This is a genomic window from Pristimantibacillus sp. Z349TD_6, from assembly GCF_056173205.1.
Window position 1 is genome coordinate 4,796,067 of record NZ_CM149662.1, and the last position, 16,174, is coordinate 4,812,240.

Annotated in this window: 20 protein-coding genes; all 20 read right to left on the minus strand. The window is 45.9% G+C overall.

Going from position 1 to position 16,174, the window contains the following annotated elements; all coding sequences use genetic code 11:
- Nucleotides 1-40 precede the first annotated feature (40 nt).
- The 20 genes from AC0VYE_RS20995 to spoIIIAA all read right to left on the minus strand — a co-directional run bounded on the left by AC0VYE_RS20995 (nt 41) and on the right by spoIIIAA (nt 16,101).
- Nucleotides 41-874: a TlyA family RNA methyltransferase gene (locus tag AC0VYE_RS20995; protein WP_475442799.1), complete on the minus strand. Its 834-nt coding sequence runs from the start codon at nt 872-874 to the stop codon at nt 41-43.
- A 16-nt stretch (nt 875-890) separates the two neighbouring features.
- Nucleotides 891-2,789, minus strand: coding sequence for a 1-deoxy-D-xylulose-5-phosphate synthase (dxs, locus tag AC0VYE_RS21000; protein WP_076267073.1), 1,899 nt, complete (start codon nt 2,787-2,789; stop codon nt 891-893).
- 117 nt (nt 2,790-2,906) lie between these two features.
- Nucleotides 2,907-3,821 (minus strand): polyprenyl synthetase family protein, encoded by a 915-nt coding sequence (locus AC0VYE_RS21005; RefSeq protein WP_076266959.1) that lies wholly within the window; start codon nt 3,819-3,821, stop codon nt 2,907-2,909.
- Between the two features lie 2 nt (nt 3,822-3,823).
- Nucleotides 3,824-4,078 carry an exodeoxyribonuclease VII small subunit gene (xseB, locus tag AC0VYE_RS21010; RefSeq protein ID WP_076266958.1) on the minus strand — a complete coding sequence of 85 codons (255 nt, stop codon included), beginning with the start codon at nt 4,076-4,078 and terminating at the stop codon, nt 3,824-3,826.
- Nucleotides 4,056-5,432: an exodeoxyribonuclease VII large subunit gene (gene xseA / locus AC0VYE_RS21015; RefSeq protein ID WP_475442800.1), complete on the minus strand. Its 1,377-nt coding sequence runs from the start codon at nt 5,430-5,432 to the stop codon at nt 4,056-4,058. Before xseA ends, xseB begins: the two co-directional genes overlap by 23 nt.
- Nucleotides 5,433-5,440: 8 nt before the next feature.
- A complete protein-coding gene (gene folD, locus AC0VYE_RS21020; RefSeq protein WP_076266956.1) occupies nt 5,441-6,301 on the minus strand; it encodes a bifunctional methylenetetrahydrofolate dehydrogenase/methenyltetrahydrofolate cyclohydrolase FolD in 861 nt (286 codons plus the stop codon).
- A 50-nt stretch (nt 6,302-6,351) separates the two neighbouring features.
- Nucleotides 6,352-6,795 carry a transcription antitermination factor NusB gene (gene nusB / locus AC0VYE_RS21025; RefSeq protein ID WP_475442801.1) on the minus strand — a complete coding sequence of 148 codons (444 nt, stop codon included), beginning with the start codon at nt 6,793-6,795 and terminating at the stop codon, nt 6,352-6,354.
- Nucleotides 6,796-6,945: 150 nt separating this feature from the next.
- Nucleotides 6,946-7,176 carry a DUF2273 domain-containing protein gene (locus AC0VYE_RS21030; RefSeq protein WP_076266955.1) on the minus strand — a complete coding sequence of 77 codons (231 nt, stop codon included), beginning with the start codon at nt 7,174-7,176 and terminating at the stop codon, nt 6,946-6,948.
- A 14-nt stretch (nt 7,177-7,190) separates the two neighbouring features.
- Nucleotides 7,191-7,748 carry an alkaline shock response membrane anchor protein AmaP gene (gene amaP, locus AC0VYE_RS21035; protein WP_076266954.1) on the minus strand — a complete coding sequence of 186 codons (558 nt, stop codon included), beginning with the start codon at nt 7,746-7,748 and terminating at the stop codon, nt 7,191-7,193.
- 102 nt (nt 7,749-7,850) lie between these two features.
- On the minus strand, nt 7,851-8,258 hold the full coding sequence (locus AC0VYE_RS21040) for an Asp23/Gls24 family envelope stress response protein (protein ID WP_076266953.1): 408 nt from the start codon (nt 8,256-8,258) through the stop codon (nt 7,851-7,853).
- Between the two features lie 136 nt (nt 8,259-8,394).
- On the minus strand, nt 8,395-9,750 hold the full coding sequence (accC, locus tag AC0VYE_RS21045; protein WP_076266952.1) for an acetyl-CoA carboxylase biotin carboxylase subunit: 1,356 nt from the start codon (nt 9,748-9,750) through the stop codon (nt 8,395-8,397).
- A gap of 53 nt (nt 9,751-9,803) precedes the next feature.
- Nucleotides 9,804-10,295 (minus strand): acetyl-CoA carboxylase biotin carboxyl carrier protein, encoded by a 492-nt coding sequence (gene accB / locus AC0VYE_RS21050; protein ID WP_076266951.1) that lies wholly within the window; start codon nt 10,293-10,295, stop codon nt 9,804-9,806.
- Between the two features lie 231 nt (nt 10,296-10,526).
- Nucleotides 10,527-11,159, minus strand: a complete 633-nt coding sequence (locus AC0VYE_RS21055) for a SpoIIIAH-like family protein (protein WP_441886162.1) — start codon at nt 11,157-11,159, stop codon at nt 10,527-10,529.
- Between the two features lie 32 nt (nt 11,160-11,191).
- Entirely contained in the window at nt 11,192-11,824 is a 633-nt protein-coding gene (gene spoIIIAG / locus AC0VYE_RS21060; RefSeq protein WP_076266949.1) for a stage III sporulation protein AG, read from the minus strand.
- 32 nt (nt 11,825-11,856) lie between these two features.
- Nucleotides 11,857-12,612, minus strand: a complete 756-nt coding sequence (gene spoIIIAF / locus AC0VYE_RS21065; protein WP_475442802.1) for a stage III sporulation protein AF — start codon at nt 12,610-12,612, stop codon at nt 11,857-11,859.
- A gap of 17 nt (nt 12,613-12,629) precedes the next feature.
- Nucleotides 12,630-13,874: a stage III sporulation protein AE gene (gene spoIIIAE, locus AC0VYE_RS21070; protein WP_441910507.1), complete on the minus strand. Its 1,245-nt coding sequence runs from the start codon at nt 13,872-13,874 to the stop codon at nt 12,630-12,632.
- A gap of 8 nt (nt 13,875-13,882) precedes the next feature.
- Nucleotides 13,883-14,278: a stage III sporulation protein AD gene (gene spoIIIAD / locus AC0VYE_RS21075; RefSeq protein ID WP_054024281.1), complete on the minus strand. Its 396-nt coding sequence runs from the start codon at nt 14,276-14,278 to the stop codon at nt 13,883-13,885.
- A 39-nt stretch (nt 14,279-14,317) separates the two neighbouring features.
- Nucleotides 14,318-14,521: a stage III sporulation protein AC gene (gene spoIIIAC, locus AC0VYE_RS21080; protein WP_054024280.1), complete on the minus strand. Its 204-nt coding sequence runs from the start codon at nt 14,519-14,521 to the stop codon at nt 14,318-14,320.
- A 15-nt stretch (nt 14,522-14,536) separates the two neighbouring features.
- Nucleotides 14,537-15,055, minus strand: a complete 519-nt coding sequence (gene spoIIIAB / locus AC0VYE_RS21085) for a stage III sporulation protein SpoIIIAB (RefSeq protein ID WP_076266947.1) — start codon at nt 15,053-15,055, stop codon at nt 14,537-14,539.
- Nucleotides 15,052-16,101: a stage III sporulation protein AA gene (spoIIIAA, locus tag AC0VYE_RS21090; protein WP_475442803.1), complete on the minus strand. Its 1,050-nt coding sequence runs from the start codon at nt 16,099-16,101 to the stop codon at nt 15,052-15,054. Before spoIIIAA ends, spoIIIAB begins: the two co-directional genes overlap by 4 nt.
- Between the last annotated feature and the right edge of the window lie 73 nt (nt 16,102-16,174).

The following is a 16,174-nucleotide window of genomic DNA, read 5'->3' on the forward strand; positions in this document are numbered from 1 at the left end:
AGATGCCGGCAGTTATGACGCTGCCAGGCACCTTTCTCATTTATTTATTGGTTGTAAAGGTTTCATTTGCTTGTTTCACTAGCTCCGCTAATGCGTCGTCATCGAGTACAGCTGAATTTGGTTCAGCAGACCAATGCCAATAAGCTAAAAATTCAATATTGCCTTCTCCACCCGTAATTGGGGAGAACGTAATATCCTGCAATGAAAAACCAATCTCAGCTGCTCCAGTCAAAACGGTTCGAAGTACATCTCTGTGCACGCCAGAGTCACGTACAACACCAGATTTACCTACTTTCTCCCGCCCAGCTTCGAATTGCGGCTTAATTAAAGCTACAATACCGGAACCAACCGTTAATAACGTAGATAAAGCAGGCAATATATGTTTTAACGAAATAAACGATACATCAATTGTTGCAAATGTCGGCGGTGGTCCAACTAAATCTGCTGGCTGCGTATAACGAAAATTAGTTCGCTCCATAACATGAACGCGTTCATCCTGTCTTAGCGACCAATCAAGTTGATTATATCCAACATCAATAGCATATACATATGATGCCCCATTTTGTAATGCGCAGTCGGTAAAGCCACCGGTTGATGCACCGATATCGAGCATAACGCGTTCGCGCAAATCAATATTAAACACTCGAATCGCTTTTTCCAGCTTTAGCCCGCCTCGGCTAACATAAGGATGAAGTGCGCCCTTTACCTTAATGTCTGCCGAACGTGCCACCTTCATACCGCTTTTGTCAACAGGCTCGTCATTTACTAGCACAAGACCCGCCATCAAAGCCGCTTTTGCCTTTTCTCTGCTTTCATAAAAGCCGCGCTCAACAAGCAATACGTCTATTCGCTCTTTAGCTGTTGTTGTTGTCATCTTTCACCCTCAGACGTTACTGTTTGCCAGTAACTCGTTTCATGCGCCTTGGCTGCATCGTTTTTAATTCAGTTGCAACTCTCTCAGCCGTTAATCCAATTTCTTTGCGTTGTTCTTTAATGGATCCGTGTTCAACGAATACATCAGGTACTCCAATGATCCGAATAGTTAAGCCATAAATGCCTTTGAGTGAAAAGAACTCAAGCACTGAGCTGCCAAAACCGCCAAGCTCTGCATTTTCCTCAAGTACAATCATATGCCTGCCTTCTGCAGCAAACGATAATAACATCTTTTCATCAAGCGGCTTAATAAACCGAGCATTTACAATTTGAACATTGATCCCTTCACGCTTGAGAAGGTCTGCAGCTTCTTCAGCAACCTGCAGCATCGGTCCAATGGCCATAATGACGGTGGAGTCGCCTTCGCGTACGGTTTCCCACTTGCCTATAGGCAATACTTGCGGATCTGCTTCCATCTCTACGCCTAATCCTGCAATTCGCGGATAACGAACGGCTATTGGTCCATCATTATATTCTACGGCGGTCTTGAGCATTCGTCTTAGCTCATTCTCATCCTTAGGCATCATAATGACCAAATTCGGTATATGTCTTAAGAATGAAATATCATAAACACCATGATGTGTTTCACCATCCGGGCCAACGAATCCAGCACGGTCTATGGCAAATATAACATTCAGGTTCTGACGGCAAATATCATGAACGACTTGATCATATGCTCGTTGCAAGAAAGTCGAATACACTGCAAACACAGGTTTCATGCCTTCAATCGCTAAAGCAGCAGACATGGTAGCTGCATGTTGTTCTGCAATGCCCACATCGATCATTCGATTCGGGAATCTTGCTGCGAATGGCAGCAAACCAGAACCGCCCGGCATTGCTGGAGTAACAGCAACGATGCGCTCATCCTTTTCAGCAAGCTCAATTAGCATCTGACCAAAAACGTCAGTATATACTGGCGGGCCAACTGCTTTGACTACTTGGCCTGATTCAATTTTGTATGGCGTGATGCCATGCCATTTGAACGAATCTGCTTCGGCAGGTGAATAACCTTTACCTTTCACAGTCAATACATGGACTAAAACAGGTCCTGGCATTGCATCCGCTTGACGCATAATATCAATCACTTGCTCGATATCATGTCCGTCTACAGGACCCAGGTAAGTAAATCCAAATTGCTCGAACAAAATGCCGCTAACGAGCAAATATTTTAAGCTGTCTTTGAAACGTTCAGCCGTCTTAGCAAGCTTCCCGCCGATTGCCGGGATTTTGTTGAGCAGCTGTTGAAGCTCATCCTTAGCTTTATGATAATGACGATCTGTACGAATTTTCCCTAAATAGTGATGCAATGCACCCACATTTGGAGCAATCGACATCTCATTATCGTTCAAGACAACGATTAAGTTCTTGTTCTCGTGTCCGATATGATTAAGCGCTTCTAAGGCCATACCGCCAGTTAAAGCACCATCGCCAATAACTGCAACTACACGATTGCTCTCACCCTTAAGATCACGAGCAAGCGCCATACCCATAGCGGCAGACAATGATGTACTGCTATGTCCAGCTTCCCAAACATCATGTTCGCTTTCTGAACGTTTGACGAAACCGCATAAACCTTTATATTGTCGCAGTGTATCAAACCGATCCATACGACCAGTTAAAATTTTATGAACGTAGGATTGATGGCCTACATCAAAAATAAACTTATCTTCTGGACTATTAAATAAATAATGCATGGCTAGGGTCAGCTCAACGACTCCTAAGTTAGGAGCGAGATGACCACCCGTAACGGAAAGCTTCTCAATAAGGAACTGACGGATTTCAGCGGCCAGTTGCTCTAGCTGAGCGGTTGTCAAAGCTTTCAAATCTTGAGGTCCGTTAATCTGGTCAAGCAGCACGTTACTTTCCTCGCTTTCGCGGACAGCATTTATTGCTGTCCCATGTACATCTACATTTTTCCTATTATAGCATACCGAGCTTTATTTCCCAACCAAAATGGAAAAAGCATCACATACTCAATGATCGCGCCCAACAAGATAATCTGCAATTTCAAGCAGTCGATCTGGAGCTATGAACTCCGCTTCCAGCACGGCAGACTTCGCTTCCTGGGTAAGCCGTTCAACTTGAGCTTTGCTTTCTTCTATTCCGATAAGGAACGGATAGGTTACTTTATTTTGCTGAACATCACTGTTCGTCTTCTTACCCAGCTTCTTCTCGTCCCCAATCAAATCCAAAATATCATCCTGAATTTGAAAAGCAAGACCGATGTTGCGTCCGTAAATCGCGAGCAGTTCAAGCTGCTTTTCTGTTGCTCCGCCAATACGGCCGCCAGCCATAACCGAGAAGGCAATAAGATCACTTGTTTTATGAAGATGAATATACTCTAGTTCATGAATTGACGTAATGCCTTGCTCACCTAGCATATCGGCAACTTGACCGCCTACCATCCCGGGAGCTCCTGCTAATTTTGCCAAATCTTCGACAATGGCAAGCGCAACATCTGCTGCGACACCGCCTTGACGAGCTGCTTGTGGAATTAAATGAAAGGCATGCGTCAGAAGCGCATCCCCGGCTAATATCGCCATTGCTTCACCAAAAACCTTGTGGTTGGTTGGCTTGCCTCTGCGGAAATCATCATCATCCATTGCTGGCAAATCATCATGTACTAATGAATAGGTGTGTATAAACTCTACGGCACAAGCAACAGGCATAGCAGCATTCAATGTTTCAGGCTTATTGAAAACAGCTTCTGCGGCTGCAATAACGAGTGCTGGTCTTAAGCGTTTCCCGCCTGCTTCAAGGGAATAGAGCATTGCTTCCCTCAGACGAAGGGGAACATCCCATGAGCTTGGTAACGATTGTTTTAGCGAAGCTTCAATAAGCTCCGTGGTTTGCGATAAATATGCTTTTATTGCTGCCCTCTCGCTCAAGCTTATTCCCCTTTATTCTCGATTGCATCTGCAAACGTTTTTTTCTGGAAGCCTTGCTCTGTTTCAATCAATAGTTCGATTTTTTGCTCAACTTGCTCAAGTTTACCTCCGCAAAGCTGCGAAAGCTTCATTCCTTCCTGGAATAACTCAATCGCTGTCTCAAGAGGAACATCGCCATTCTCAAGCTTAGATACAATAGAATCTAGTCGTTCCATTGCTTGCTCAAATGTGAGCTCACTTTGATTCGTTGCTGCCATCCATTTGATCTCCTCTCAATGAACCTACATGACAATCTAGCTGACCGTCCGCTACTTTCACCTTTACGATATCGCCTACTTTCAAATCGCGAATCGATTTGATTAATCGTTGCTCTCGCTCATCATACACAAGGCTGTAACCTCTAGACATAACTTTTAAAGGACTTAAGGCATCAAGCTGCTTCATAGAGGTATAAAGCTTGTTTTTCCTGTCTTTAACAGAATTATTCATAGCACTCTCTAGCTGCTTCGTCGCTGTCTGCCACCGTTTGGCTGCGAAAGCTACCCGCTCGCCGGGATGATGGGCAGAAAGTGTAGCTTGCTGCCTTGCCAATCTTATATGACTTCGTTCTGTAATACGTTTTGTTCGCTGAACGAGCTGCTCTGACAATCGATCGAGCCGTTCTGCCTGTTCAAGCAAATACCTGCGCGGATGCAAGAAAAAAGGTGAACGTCTTATGCGCTGCAGCTTCTCCTTCTCATCACTTACACGGTAACGAATTCCTTGAACTAGACGCTGCTGCTGGCGATTCAGCTGCTGCTTCAATTCGGAAATGCTCGGAACAGCGAGCTCTGCTGCAGCTGTAGGTGTGGCGGCACGCAAATCAGCTACAAAATCAGCTATCGTGAAATCTGTTTCATGGCCTACCGCACTGATTATCGGAATCTGCGAGTTCGAGATGCTTCGAGCAACGGATTCTTCATTGAAAGCCCAGAGCTCTTCTAGTGATCCGCCGCCGCGCCCTACAATTAATACGTCGGCTTCGCCGAAACGGTTCATTGCTTCTATCGCTTTTACAATAGCAGGTGCTGCCCCAGTCCCTTGAACGAGCACAGGATAAACATATATCGGTATTAATGGGTAACGGCGCTGCAAAGTAATAATAATATCACGTACAGCTGCACCCGTTGGCGATGTGATAACTCCAATAGCCTTTGGAAAAAGAGGAATCGCCCGTTTGCGCGACTCTGCGAAGAGTCCTTCATTGCTCAGCTTGCTCTTAAGCTGTTCAAACGCAAGATACAAGCTCCCAATACCGTCAGGCTGCATCGAATTAACATAAAATTGATAATTGCCGTCGCGCTCATAAACCGTTATATTCCCTCTAGCAATTACCTTTGTACCTTCCTTAGGTATAAACGGAAGCCGCTGGTTATGGGATGCGAACATAATGGATTTGATCCGGCTATCGCTATCTTTCAGCGTAAAATACATATGTCCGCTTGAATGATGTGTAAAATTGGAAATTTCACCGCGCAGCCAAATATCGCCAAGCAGTGTATCCGACTCCATTTTCATGCGAATATACCGATTAAGCTCTTTTATGGAATAAATTCGAGGCTGATCAGCCATGCCCGCCATCACTCCTTAATTCCGTTAGCCCTTTTTGCTGCTGTAATCGTATTTTTCATTAAGAGCGTAATCGTCATAGGACCAACTCCGCCTGGTACCGGTGTAATAAAGCCGGCTGTATCCAAACAATCGTCAAAATCAACATCACCCGCGAGCTTACCGCTCTCCAAACGGTTAATGCCGACATCAATAACAATTGCCCCTGGCTTAACAAATTTACTGTCAATAGCCTTTGCCTTCCCGATGGCAACAACAAGAATATCTGCTTGTTTAGCGATTTCCTCCATGTTTGCGGTACGAGAATGACAGATGGTAACTGTAGCATTCTCACGAAGCAGCAGCATGGCAACAGGCTTGCCCACAATATTGCTTCTTCCGATAACAACGGCATGTTTCCCCGAAATGTCGACGCCGCTGCGCTTAATAAGCTCAATGACTCCTGCAGGCGTACAAGGCAGCAGGCTGTCGTCGCCAATAACCAAATTGCCAACACTTTCCGGATGGAAGCCGTCAACATCTTTTTCAACGGCAATCGCATCAATAACAGCCTTCTCGTTAATATGCTTCGGAAGAGGCAGTTGAACTAGAATCCCGTTAATCGTAGACTGATTGTTCAAACGTTCAATAACAGCAAGTAAATCCTCTTCACTTGTGTCTGCGTCTAAACGATGTACCTCTGAATAAAAACCAAGCTGCTGGCAAGCTTTTTCCTTAGAGCCAACGTAAACTTTTGAGGCAGGATCTTCGCCTACGAGTACGACTGCCAAACCTGGGATAATTCCCTTTTCTTTCAAGGCTGCAGTTTCCGTAATCATCTCCTCACGGATAAGGTCGGATATTTTCTTTCCTTCAATGATTTGTGCACACATAGCTCCAGTCTCCTTTTACATCGATGAATGTTTGATTAATTTCATATCCATTATGATTTTAATTCTTCGATTTCCAAAAGCAATTTTCCAAGTACGCCGTTTACAAACTTGCCGGATTCCTCTGTGCCAAAATGCTTGGCAAGCTCAATCGCTTCATTGATCGTTGCTTTCGGCGGAACATCGTCGCGGAATATCATCTCGTACGTAGCAAGTCTTAGAACCTGGCGATCTACGCGGGATAAACGATCAATATGCCAGCCTGTCAAAAACTGCTGAAGCATCCCGTCAATGGCTTGCTTATGCTCCATCACGCCAGCTACAATCTCACGTGCGAACGCATCTGTGCTGCCTATCTCAGCAGGATCGGCACCCATTTCATTATCTAAACTCATTTCTTCCACAAGCATGTCCACTGCATCTGAAGCCGTAACTTCATTCATTTCCATCTGGTATAAGCTTGAAATCGCTATTTCTCGTGCTAATCTACGTTTCATGTGACCTCCGCGGCAGTTTCATGCCGATAAAATGGTTTTATTCTTGTAAACTCAATTGTTCAAGCCAATATTTCAAAAAAAACCTATGATCTCCTCCCTGCCCCGAATAAGCGGCTTTCCGAAATCCGGAGTACGGAGGAGACCACAGGATCATTTAAACGGTCGAAATCTTTCCAACAACGAATACCAAAGCCGCTGCCATGGAAAAATAGGTCCGTCGCTTGTTTCCTTTTGTAAGCCGATCCAATAACCGATTGAGACGAGCAGCCCTACAAAAAGCATGTCCCAAAAACCGACAAACAAATATAGCAATCCGAAAAACAGCCCTATCGCTGCGCCAATCATACGCTTCTGATAGATGTTCCAGAATTCCCTCCACATGAGCAAACTCACCTCTATTCCACGCGACTCTTAAATGTCCCCGTTTGAATGATGTTCGCAACATATACCGCAACGTTCGTTACGGGTATACCGGCAATATCCTCTACATGCTCTTTCACCGTACGTTGAATCTCTTCCGTTAGCACCGGTATGGAACTTTCTCCATCTACTACAGCGCGTATTACGATATCAAGTCCAGCATCCGTTGCCCGAATGCGAGCACGCAAGTCCTTAACGCCGCGCTGGCGCGATGCTGCTTTCAATGTCAAATTTTCAATGGTTTCAAGAGAGATGCGAATATCTCCGAAATCAGTTCTTTGATCAATTGACGGAGCTGTAGCTGATCCGCGATAAAGAGATACGACAAAAAACCTTAGGCTAAGAATGAATAGGATGACTCCGACAACTGCGAGCGTAATTTGAATGGAGTCGATACGATATAAATCGCCTATTAAATCGTTTAATAAATCTCGCGATATCCAGCCAAATCCTATGGATAGCAGAAAAACGGATAAACATCCAATCACGATGCTATACAAAAACAAAAGCAGCTTGTCCACGACCTTAATCATGCGTAGCGCCTCCTCCTGCCAAGCCGAATGAAAACCCCCTTGCGCCGAGCGGCATGCCCATTCACGAGGGGGTTGTACGGGATTTAATTAAAACATCTTTATTTATTTAACTCGGTGCAGCACTTCTTCTTCTTCCGGTTTATCAGGCGTCTTGAAATGTACATCGTGAATATGTACGTTCACTTCAACAACGTGGAGTCCCGTCATCATCTCGATAGAACGTTTCACATTTCGTTGAATTTCCGAAGCGATCTCCGGAATACGGTTGCCGTACTCAACGATAATGGATACATCTACCGCAGCTTCGCGCTGACCCACTTCAACTTTAACACCTTTGGATAAATTTTTGCGTCCAAGAAGCTCTACGATGCCTCCTGCAAATCCGCCGCTCATTCCAGCGACTCCATCCACTTCAATCGTAGCTAATCCAGCGATAACTTCGATGACTTCAGGTGCAATTTGAATCGTGCCAATGTCCGTTTTCTCATACTCCGCAGCTATCGTACTCATGATGGCTGTACACCTCCTTAAAGTTGCGCGTACTTGGCGTCAAGGCCAAGCAATAAACCGCATCTTGTTAATATACTATAACATTCGGTAAGAAATATGACAAACGATACTACTTGTTCACATCTTTGTCGTATCTTCATTCAGGAGCGTTAATATCGTGCTCCTCAAGAAACTTAATGTCGAAGTTTCCGCTTACGAATTTCGGGTGATTCAGCAGCTTCAAATGGAAAGGAATTGTTGTCCGAATGCCATCAATAGCAAATTCAGACAATGCCCGTTTCATTCTTGCAATGGCTTCTTCGCGGGTAGAGCCCCAAACGATAAGCTTAGCAATCATCGAATCGTAATGCGGTGAAATCGTATAGCCAGGGTAAACTGCGCTATCCACACGTACACCCGCGCCGCCCGGCGGCAAGTAAAAAGGGATCAGGCCAGGAGAAGGCATAAAGTTCCTTTCGGAATCCTCTGCGTTAATCCGGCACTCGATAGACCAGCCAGTAATTTTCAAATCACTTTGTGAGAACGAAAGTGGATTGCCCTCTGCTACAGAAATCATTTCTTTAATTAAATCCACGTTAGTGATCATCTCCGTTACGGGATGCTCAACTTGGATACGCGTATTCATTTCCATAAAGTAGAACTTCTCATCAGGGCCAAGTAGAAACTCTAATGTTCCTGCACCTGAGTAATTTACAGCTAAAGCTGCGCGAACAGCTGCTTGTCCCATCTTATCCCGTAGTTCAGGAGTAAGAACAGAACAAGGTGCCTCTTCGACGAGCTTCTGGCGTCTGCGCTGCACAGAGCAATCACGTTCGAACAAATGAACAGCATTGCCATGCTTGTCAGCCATAATTTGAATTTCAACGTGCTTCATGCCCGTCAAATATTTTTCAAGATAAACGCCCGCATTTCCGAAAGCTTTTTGAGCTTCCTGTTGTGCAGTCGTAATTTGCGCTACTAGCGTTGTCTCGTCATCCGCAATTCGGATGCCTTTGCCTCCGCCGCCCGCTGTTGCTTTAATAATAACGGGGTAGCCGATTTCGCGAGCGACACGGATAGCTTCATCCATATTCTCAACAAGACCGTCAGAACCCGGAATGATTGGCACATCAGCTGTTCTCATCGTCAGCTTAGCAACCGCTTTGTCGCCCATTTTATTAATGGCTTCCGGCGATGGCCCGATGAAGGTGATATTGCATGATTCGCATATTTCAGCAAAGTCAGCGTTTTCAGCTAGAAAACCATAGCCTGGATGGATAGCATCACACTCGGTTATTGTAGCTACGCTCATAATATTCGTTAAGTTTAAATAGCTGTCTTTGGATGCCGTGGGCCCGATACAATAGGCTTCATCGGCTAACCGTACATGAAGCGAATCACGATCCGCTTCGGAATAAACGGCAACAGTGCTAATACCTAATTCGCGGCAAGCGCGAATTATACGTACAGCAATCTCACCGCGGTTTGCAATTAATATTTTGTGAAATTTCACGTAGGAACCCCTTTCAAACGACAGTTTCCCTGTTCGGACGTCAACTCACTACATTATTCAGGCTTTACAAGGAATAGTGGCTGGCCGTACTCAACGAGCTGACCATTAGAAACCAAAATTTCTACGATTTCGCCTTTAACTTCTGCTTCAAGTTCATTCATCAGCTTCATAGCTTCCAATATACATACGACGCTCTTATCATTTACGCGATCGCCTACTTTTACGAAAGCTCCCGCTTCCGGAGTAGGTGAACTATAGAACGTTCCTACCATTGGAGATACGATTTGGTGCAAATGATCCGTTGAAGGACGAGCTGGCGCCGTTTCTTGTACGGCTTGAGGCTGCGCTGCTGGAGCGGCTGGCTGAGCTTGTAATGGTGCAGGCGCGTATGTATGCGTAATTGGGGCCGCTTGCACATTCACCACTTCTGTTTTGCCAGGCTTGCGGATGAGCAGGCGAGTCCCTTCGTTTTCAATTTCCAGCTCATGAACGGAAGTTTGATCAACCAATTTGATCAACTCTTTGATCTCGCTCAATTTGAACATGAATATTTTCACTCCTTAAATTTGCGATAGCAAGATTGCTTCCATAGCTTGTACACCTAAATGGTGTCCATGCCATTATAACCAATTCTTTCACATAACGTTTAACATTATATCATAAACAAGCCTGAACACGAATCATTTTTTGTATATTCGAGCATGACAGCCAAAAAAAAGGTCTTGCCCCCTCCAGCTAATATGCCGAAGGGACAAGGCCTTTTCTTGATGGTAGAGCTATTGAGGCTGCTTAACCGCTACATATTGTACGGATACTTGGTCAGCATCGACATCAAGCGTGCTCATGACCAGCTTAATAATGTCTGCTGCTTGCTTTTTCTCAAGCTTATCGCTAGAAACCACTACATTGTATTTATCGCTTTGCTCGTCGATAACTACATTTTCGTATTGTTTCAGCAGCTCTGCTTCAATGCCTGTGAGCTTCGTGTGCTTCTCCTCCAGCATGTCAAGCTCAGCTATAGCGGCTGATGCTTCCTCCGGTTTTTTTAGCGTATCATTAACTGCTGCCATCACCCGGTTATCTACCTCGTTGTATTTCATTTCCCGTTTGGCTAGCAGTTCACTAAAAACGCCGCCTGCTGCTAATCCTTGCGCATCAATCTGTTTCAAAGTTTCTTTATCAGCTTCGCTCAAAACCGCTCCATCAACTGGCTTCTCTACCTCGTTTACAACGATACCATTGCCGCTTGTTGCAGCTTCTGTCGCATTTTGCGCCGCTTGCTCTGTTTGCGAGCCATCCGTCAACACATCAGGCGTATCCACATCTTGCGTGAATAAATAATACGCTGATAATACCACCATTAAACTGAGCATTGATACAAGCCATACCGTTTGTCTTTTCGTGTTCATGAGAACACCCTCCCCATCATTTCAATTTGGTTTTATTGTTTGCTTGGTACAACAGAAATTCGATTAACCGGTACGTTGATGCCCTTCTCCACCGCATTGGTAATGAGACGTCTGACTGTTACGTTTTCAGCACCTTTGGCAACTATGAGAATACCGCGTATACGCGGGTTAATCGTTTTAGTTATAATTGGCTTTTGGTCTCCGGACACTTCGTACAATACGACCTGTCCGTCTTTTGTGATTGATGTAATGTGCCTCTTGCCGCCGTTCGGATCATTCTCATCCGTAATTTGCTGCGATTCTTGTGTATTTCGTTCTAGGATGCTTTCTTCTGTAGAATCGAGAGTTACAAGCACATCAACCGTTCCAACGCCTACAATTTTCTCTAATATTTCCTTCAGCCTTACTTCTAAGGAATTTTCGAGAGTGGCGAACACTGAACTTCCTGAGGTAACCGAATTGCCCCAAGCTGCCTCCGACTGAGGCGGCGGATTAGGTTCTTGCACAGATGGCTCAACTCCTTTATAGGGTAAAAATGAATTTAGAATCATTAGTGCTGCACCAATCCCCCCAATGATTAGTAAAATTCGCAGTGTCCGCACTCGCTTTGGACCGCCAGGACCGCCGCCAACCGCTGATTCTATGCCATCAAGCCATTTGGCCACCGCGCCTTACCCCCTCTCCATCTTCGAACCTTTCACTTCGCCTTTTGTTGATCCGCAGGTTGTCTTACGATGATTTGATCCTCAGCAAGCCCCCACCCCTTCGAAATCAAGCTGCTTATTGCAGCTGAAGTCGCTGGATCAGCTCTTGACCAATTCCCTTCCGTCTTTTCCGTTTGCGTAGATGCTTCCAGAGCAGCTTGATCATCTATACCGCTTGGAATTGTGCTTCCGCCTTCAATAGGCGCTATTTCAACATCTACAACAACGGGCTGTACTGCTTCCACGGAAGCCTCTTCCTTAAACGAGCTTTTTTTGTTATCTGCTGCTTTGAGTGTCACGGTTACTTCACTAATATAGGGTGTTGCTTTGCCGGAAACGGTAGTCCATTTCAATACGGCATCAACCTCTGCTATAGGAGCTTTTGCCCGCTCGACGAGCTCATTTCGAATGGAAGCTTCCAATGTTCGTTCCGTTAATTTTGCAGCCTCCAGGCTGCGCTTATCGCTCATCGCCTGAGCATCTCGCTTAATTTGGTTTAGTCCGCTCATTTGCGATTCAACCTTCATGGCAGATTTGCTCCAATTATCCATTCCTTCATCCAGCTTGGCTCCAATGTCGCTTTGTATAAGTTTCAATATAGGTGAGAGTATCGTCAGAAGGATGAACAAGCCGACTACTAGCCGAGCGTAGCGCTGCATTGCTTTGTTCGGGAGCAGAAGTTCGACGAACACTGCCAGAAGAATGACTGCAATAATATCTCTCAGCCAGTCGCTTAACCAAGCAATCACAGCTCTCATCTCCTTCCTTACCTGACCATCATCGCCGCATTGCCTGCAGTCAAAATGATCGTAACCGCAAGAAAAAACATAAGACTGACGGCAGCCAAAGCCGCAAATACGTAAATCATCGTCTTGCCGATCGTCTCTAGGCAGGTGACGATCGGTGATTCTCCCAGCGGCTGCATGACAGCAGCAGCAATGTTATAAATGAGCGCTAGCGTCAAAATTTTGATTGCAGGAAATGCGCTGATGAAGAGCAGAATAATGACACCTGCTAAGCCAATTGCATTTTTCGCAAGCATGGAAGCAGAGATGACTGTATCCGCCGCATCTGAAAACATTCTCCCTACAACAGGGACGAAATTCCCTGTTACGAACTTTGCCGTTCGCAGTGTAACGCCATCTGTAACCGCTCCTGTCGCCCCTTGTACGGAGATGACTCCTAGAAAAACGGTCAGCAGCACTCCCATTACACCTACTCCAATGTTTCGCAGCAGATTAGCTAGTTGGGTAACCTTGAATTTTTCTGATAAAGCACTTGCTATATGAAGCACGGCCGAAAAGAACAATAATGGAAACACTAACGTGTAAATAAGTGTTCCTACGGCATGAATCATGAAAATGATCAATGGATGTAAAACCGATACGGTGACTACGTTGCCCATTGAAGCAAGCAGCGTTAGCAGCAGCGGGACCATCGCAAGCATAAATTGAATCATGCTTTCAATTGCTCCTTTTGCATAACCCATTGCGACATGGAAACTGTTTACCGCTATAATGATAAGCACCATGTACGTAATCGAGTAAGCTACCTTGCTGACCGCGTTTCGTTCAAAAGCATTTTGCAGCGTTTCAAGCACCATACTGAACACCGTCAGCATCACTATTGTCACAAGGAGCTTGCCATTATAGAGCACCTCATGCCACAAATACTTCAGCAGGCCGCTCAGCATATCCGTTAGCTTTAGGCCATCACCTCCTGGAAGAATCATCTCCATGAAACTTGGAATATGCTGCTCTGGGAAAAAACCGCCATACTCGCTTCGGAGATTGTTCCAGTAAGATTCAACAGCACCCGTTTCCAATCCGCCAATCTGCTGAGTTGTCAGCTCCTTTGCAAGCTCATCCGCGTTAGCTTGATTATCCAAAACCGGCGCTGCGCTCTCACCGCTAATGGCATAGGTAACTGTCGGCGCGATTGATAAAATGATCATGGATACAAAGATGAACAGCAACAGCTTGGCCCGTTCACGTGCAGGAGTCAGCTTCATCATCCGCTTCAACCCCCATCCGGCAGCAGCCCGATTACTGTCTCGACAATGACGCTGATAATAGGGACAGCCATAACAAGAATAAACACTTTGCCGGCAAATTCGATTTTTGAGGCAATTCCTTCTTGCCCTGCATCTCTGACGATCTGTGCTCCAAACTCAGCAATATATGCGATTCCGATTATTTTCAAGATCGTCTTCAAGTAAATGGAAGGGATACCTGATCGATTAGCCAGATCCTCAAGCACGGAAATGACAATTTCGATTTTGCCGATCAAATACAGGAATATAAACAATCCCGTAAACGCGGCGAGCAAAAAGGAGAACATCGGTTTTTGCTCTCGAACGACAATAATGAGTACCGAAGCCATCAGACCAAGACCAACGATTTGAATCATTTCCATTTGGCTCACCTGCTTGCAATCACTTCTAAATGATGACGTCTACTGGAACAAAAAAATCGATTTAATTTCTTGGAATAATTCATTAAGCATTCGTACAACCATAAACAAAACGACAACAAATCCGATTAGCGTTACCCAGTGCGCCATATCTTCTTTTCCCATTTGCTTCAGCACCGAATGTATCATTGCGATAACAATTCCGATTCCAGCAATTTGGAAAATGGCGCTCACATCCATATTCATCAATGCGGCACCCCACTACACCATCAAAATGACGACCAGAACGGCGATCAAAATTCCGAGACTTTTCCACATTTTCTCGTAACGCCCCTGATCGTCTCTCGCAGCGTCCTCCTCAGCCTTCAGCTGCAATAACGCAAGATGTATATGCTTCATTTGATCTTCCTTATCGCTTATACCAAGCGTCGTTCCTAAACGTATAAGTACGGCTTGTTCGTTTTTTCGCATCGAAGTTGCATCCCATTGCGACTTTATCGCTTGCTCCCAGCTATCGCTGAAGGTAAAGCTTTCGGTTTCCCAAACCCCGTTTGCTGCCTTGCGAAAAATGGTTGCTAACGGCTCCGGAGTAGCGGAAGCTGTCCTCTCCAGTGCTTCTGGCAATGGAGTATGACCATAACCAATTTCTGTCTCCAGCCTTTGCAGTGCATGTGCCAGCTGTCTTAGCTGCCTTGGACGTTCGGCGAATTTCGCTGCTTGCTGGAAGCCTATCATCGTGCCTGCAAACAGGACCAAAACCGCACCTAACAGCTTTATCACGGGTCACCAGCTCGAAATCGACCAGAGAAGGAAGGTGCAGTATCCGCAAGCTGCCGATTAGGCGGCTTTGGCTCGCGTGCAGGAGCTCGTTCGGCGACTGCCTCAGCAGGAACGACGCGGTGCATGATACCTTGATCTGTGCGCTTCAGCTCCACCACGTAGGTGAACGCTCCTTCTTCCAGCAGCTTCAGCAGCACCGGCCTGCCTCTAGCATCCTGCAAATCGTAGGCGTGCGCGGTTGCTACTACACTAATTCCCGCGTGGCTTGCTTCTCGGATGGCTTCCGCATCCTCAGGCCGTCCAATCTCATCAATAATCATAACCTCTGGTGACATTGAGCGAAGCAGCATCATTATGCCTTCTGCCTTCGGACAAGCGTCCATAACATCGGTTCTAGGGCCAACATCAAACGTTGGAATACCGCGAACACAGGCTGCAATCTCTGAACGCTCATCTACGATTCCTACCTTTCGGCCCTGCCATCCGCTTGCTTCTAGACTTGGCCATAACCCATAGCTGACTGATCTCGCAATGTCACGCACGAGTGTTGTTTTACCTTGCTGCGGCGGAGCTAGAATGAGAGTGGAATGCAGCGTTTTTCTCGTCCGATCGATTAGTTTGGGCAGCAGAAGCGCACTCGCTCCGATCACTTCTCTAGCAACTCGAATATTGAATGCGCCAATATCGCGAATACCCCTCACAACGCCGCTGTCGAGTATCGTCCTGCCCGCTAGTCCAATGCGATGTCCGCCTGAAACCGTTATAAATCCCCTTCTCAGTTCCTCCTCCATCGCATACAAGGAATAGTTGGTAATGCGTTCGAGCAGCTTGCGACATGTGTCTGCCGAAGGCTTGTATGCTCCGTCGGCAGCCTGACGCAGCGTCCCGTCAATCATCATAAATCGAGACTGTCCGCGGAACCCTATTTCTAGCGGTCGTCCCTCTCGAATCCGAATTTCCTCCAGCTGCTCCTGCATTTGTTCAGGAAGGCGCTCCAGCAGCGTCTTCAGCTCCAAAGGCAATAAATGTGATACGCGTGCCAGCATATGATTATCACTCCCGGATGTTTGTCCTTCGTAGTTCCTATTTGTATGCTTGTATTGCGAAAATATGTCTGCC

What these genes read in the sequence shown, in the direction of transcription:
- xseB (WP_076266958.1), bottom strand. Translation starts at nt 4,078, where the DNA reads ATGGCAGCAACGAATCAAAGTGAGCTCACATTTGAGCAAGCAATGGAA.
- AC0VYE_RS20995 (WP_475442799.1), bottom strand. Translation starts at nt 874, where the DNA reads ATGACAACAACAACAGCTAAAGAGCGAATAGACGTATTGCTTGTTGAG.
- xseA (WP_475442800.1), bottom strand. Translation starts at nt 5,432, where the DNA reads ATGGCTGATCAGCCTCGAATTTATTCCATAAAAGAGCTTAATCGGTAT.
- spoIIIAD (WP_054024281.1), bottom strand. Translation starts at nt 14,278, where the DNA reads ATGGAAATGATTCAAATCGTTGGTCTTGGTCTGATGGCTTCGGTACTC.
- amaP (WP_076266954.1), bottom strand. Translation starts at nt 7,748, where the DNA reads ATGATTAAGGTCGTGGACAAGCTGCTTTTGTTTTTGTATAGCATCGTG.
- AC0VYE_RS21055 (WP_441886162.1), bottom strand. Translation starts at nt 11,159, where the DNA reads ATGAACACGAAAAGACAAACGGTATGGCTTGTATCAATGCTCAGTTTA.
- spoIIIAC (WP_054024280.1), bottom strand. Translation starts at nt 14,521, where the DNA reads ATGAATATGGATGTGAGCGCCATTTTCCAAATTGCTGGAATCGGAATT.
- spoIIIAE (WP_441910507.1), bottom strand. Translation starts at nt 13,874, where the DNA reads ATGAAGCTGACTCCTGCACGTGAACGGGCCAAGCTGTTGCTGTTCATC.
- AC0VYE_RS21040 (WP_076266953.1), bottom strand. Translation starts at nt 8,258, where the DNA reads ATGAGTACGATAGCTGCGGAGTATGAGAAAACGGACATTGGCACGATT.
- spoIIIAA (WP_475442803.1), bottom strand. Translation starts at nt 16,101, where the DNA reads ATGCTGGCACGCGTATCACATTTATTGCCTTTGGAGCTGAAGACGCTG.
- accB (WP_076266951.1), bottom strand. Translation starts at nt 10,295, where the DNA reads ATGTTCAAATTGAGCGAGATCAAAGAGTTGATCAAATTGGTTGATCAA.
- AC0VYE_RS21030 (WP_076266955.1), bottom strand. Translation starts at nt 7,176, where the DNA reads ATGTGGAGGGAATTCTGGAACATCTATCAGAAGCGTATGATTGGCGCA.
- nusB (WP_475442801.1), bottom strand. Translation starts at nt 6,795, where the DNA reads ATGAAACGTAGATTAGCACGAGAAATAGCGATTTCAAGCTTATACCAG.
- folD (WP_076266956.1), bottom strand. Translation starts at nt 6,301, where the DNA reads ATGTGTGCACAAATCATTGAAGGAAAGAAAATATCCGACCTTATCCGT.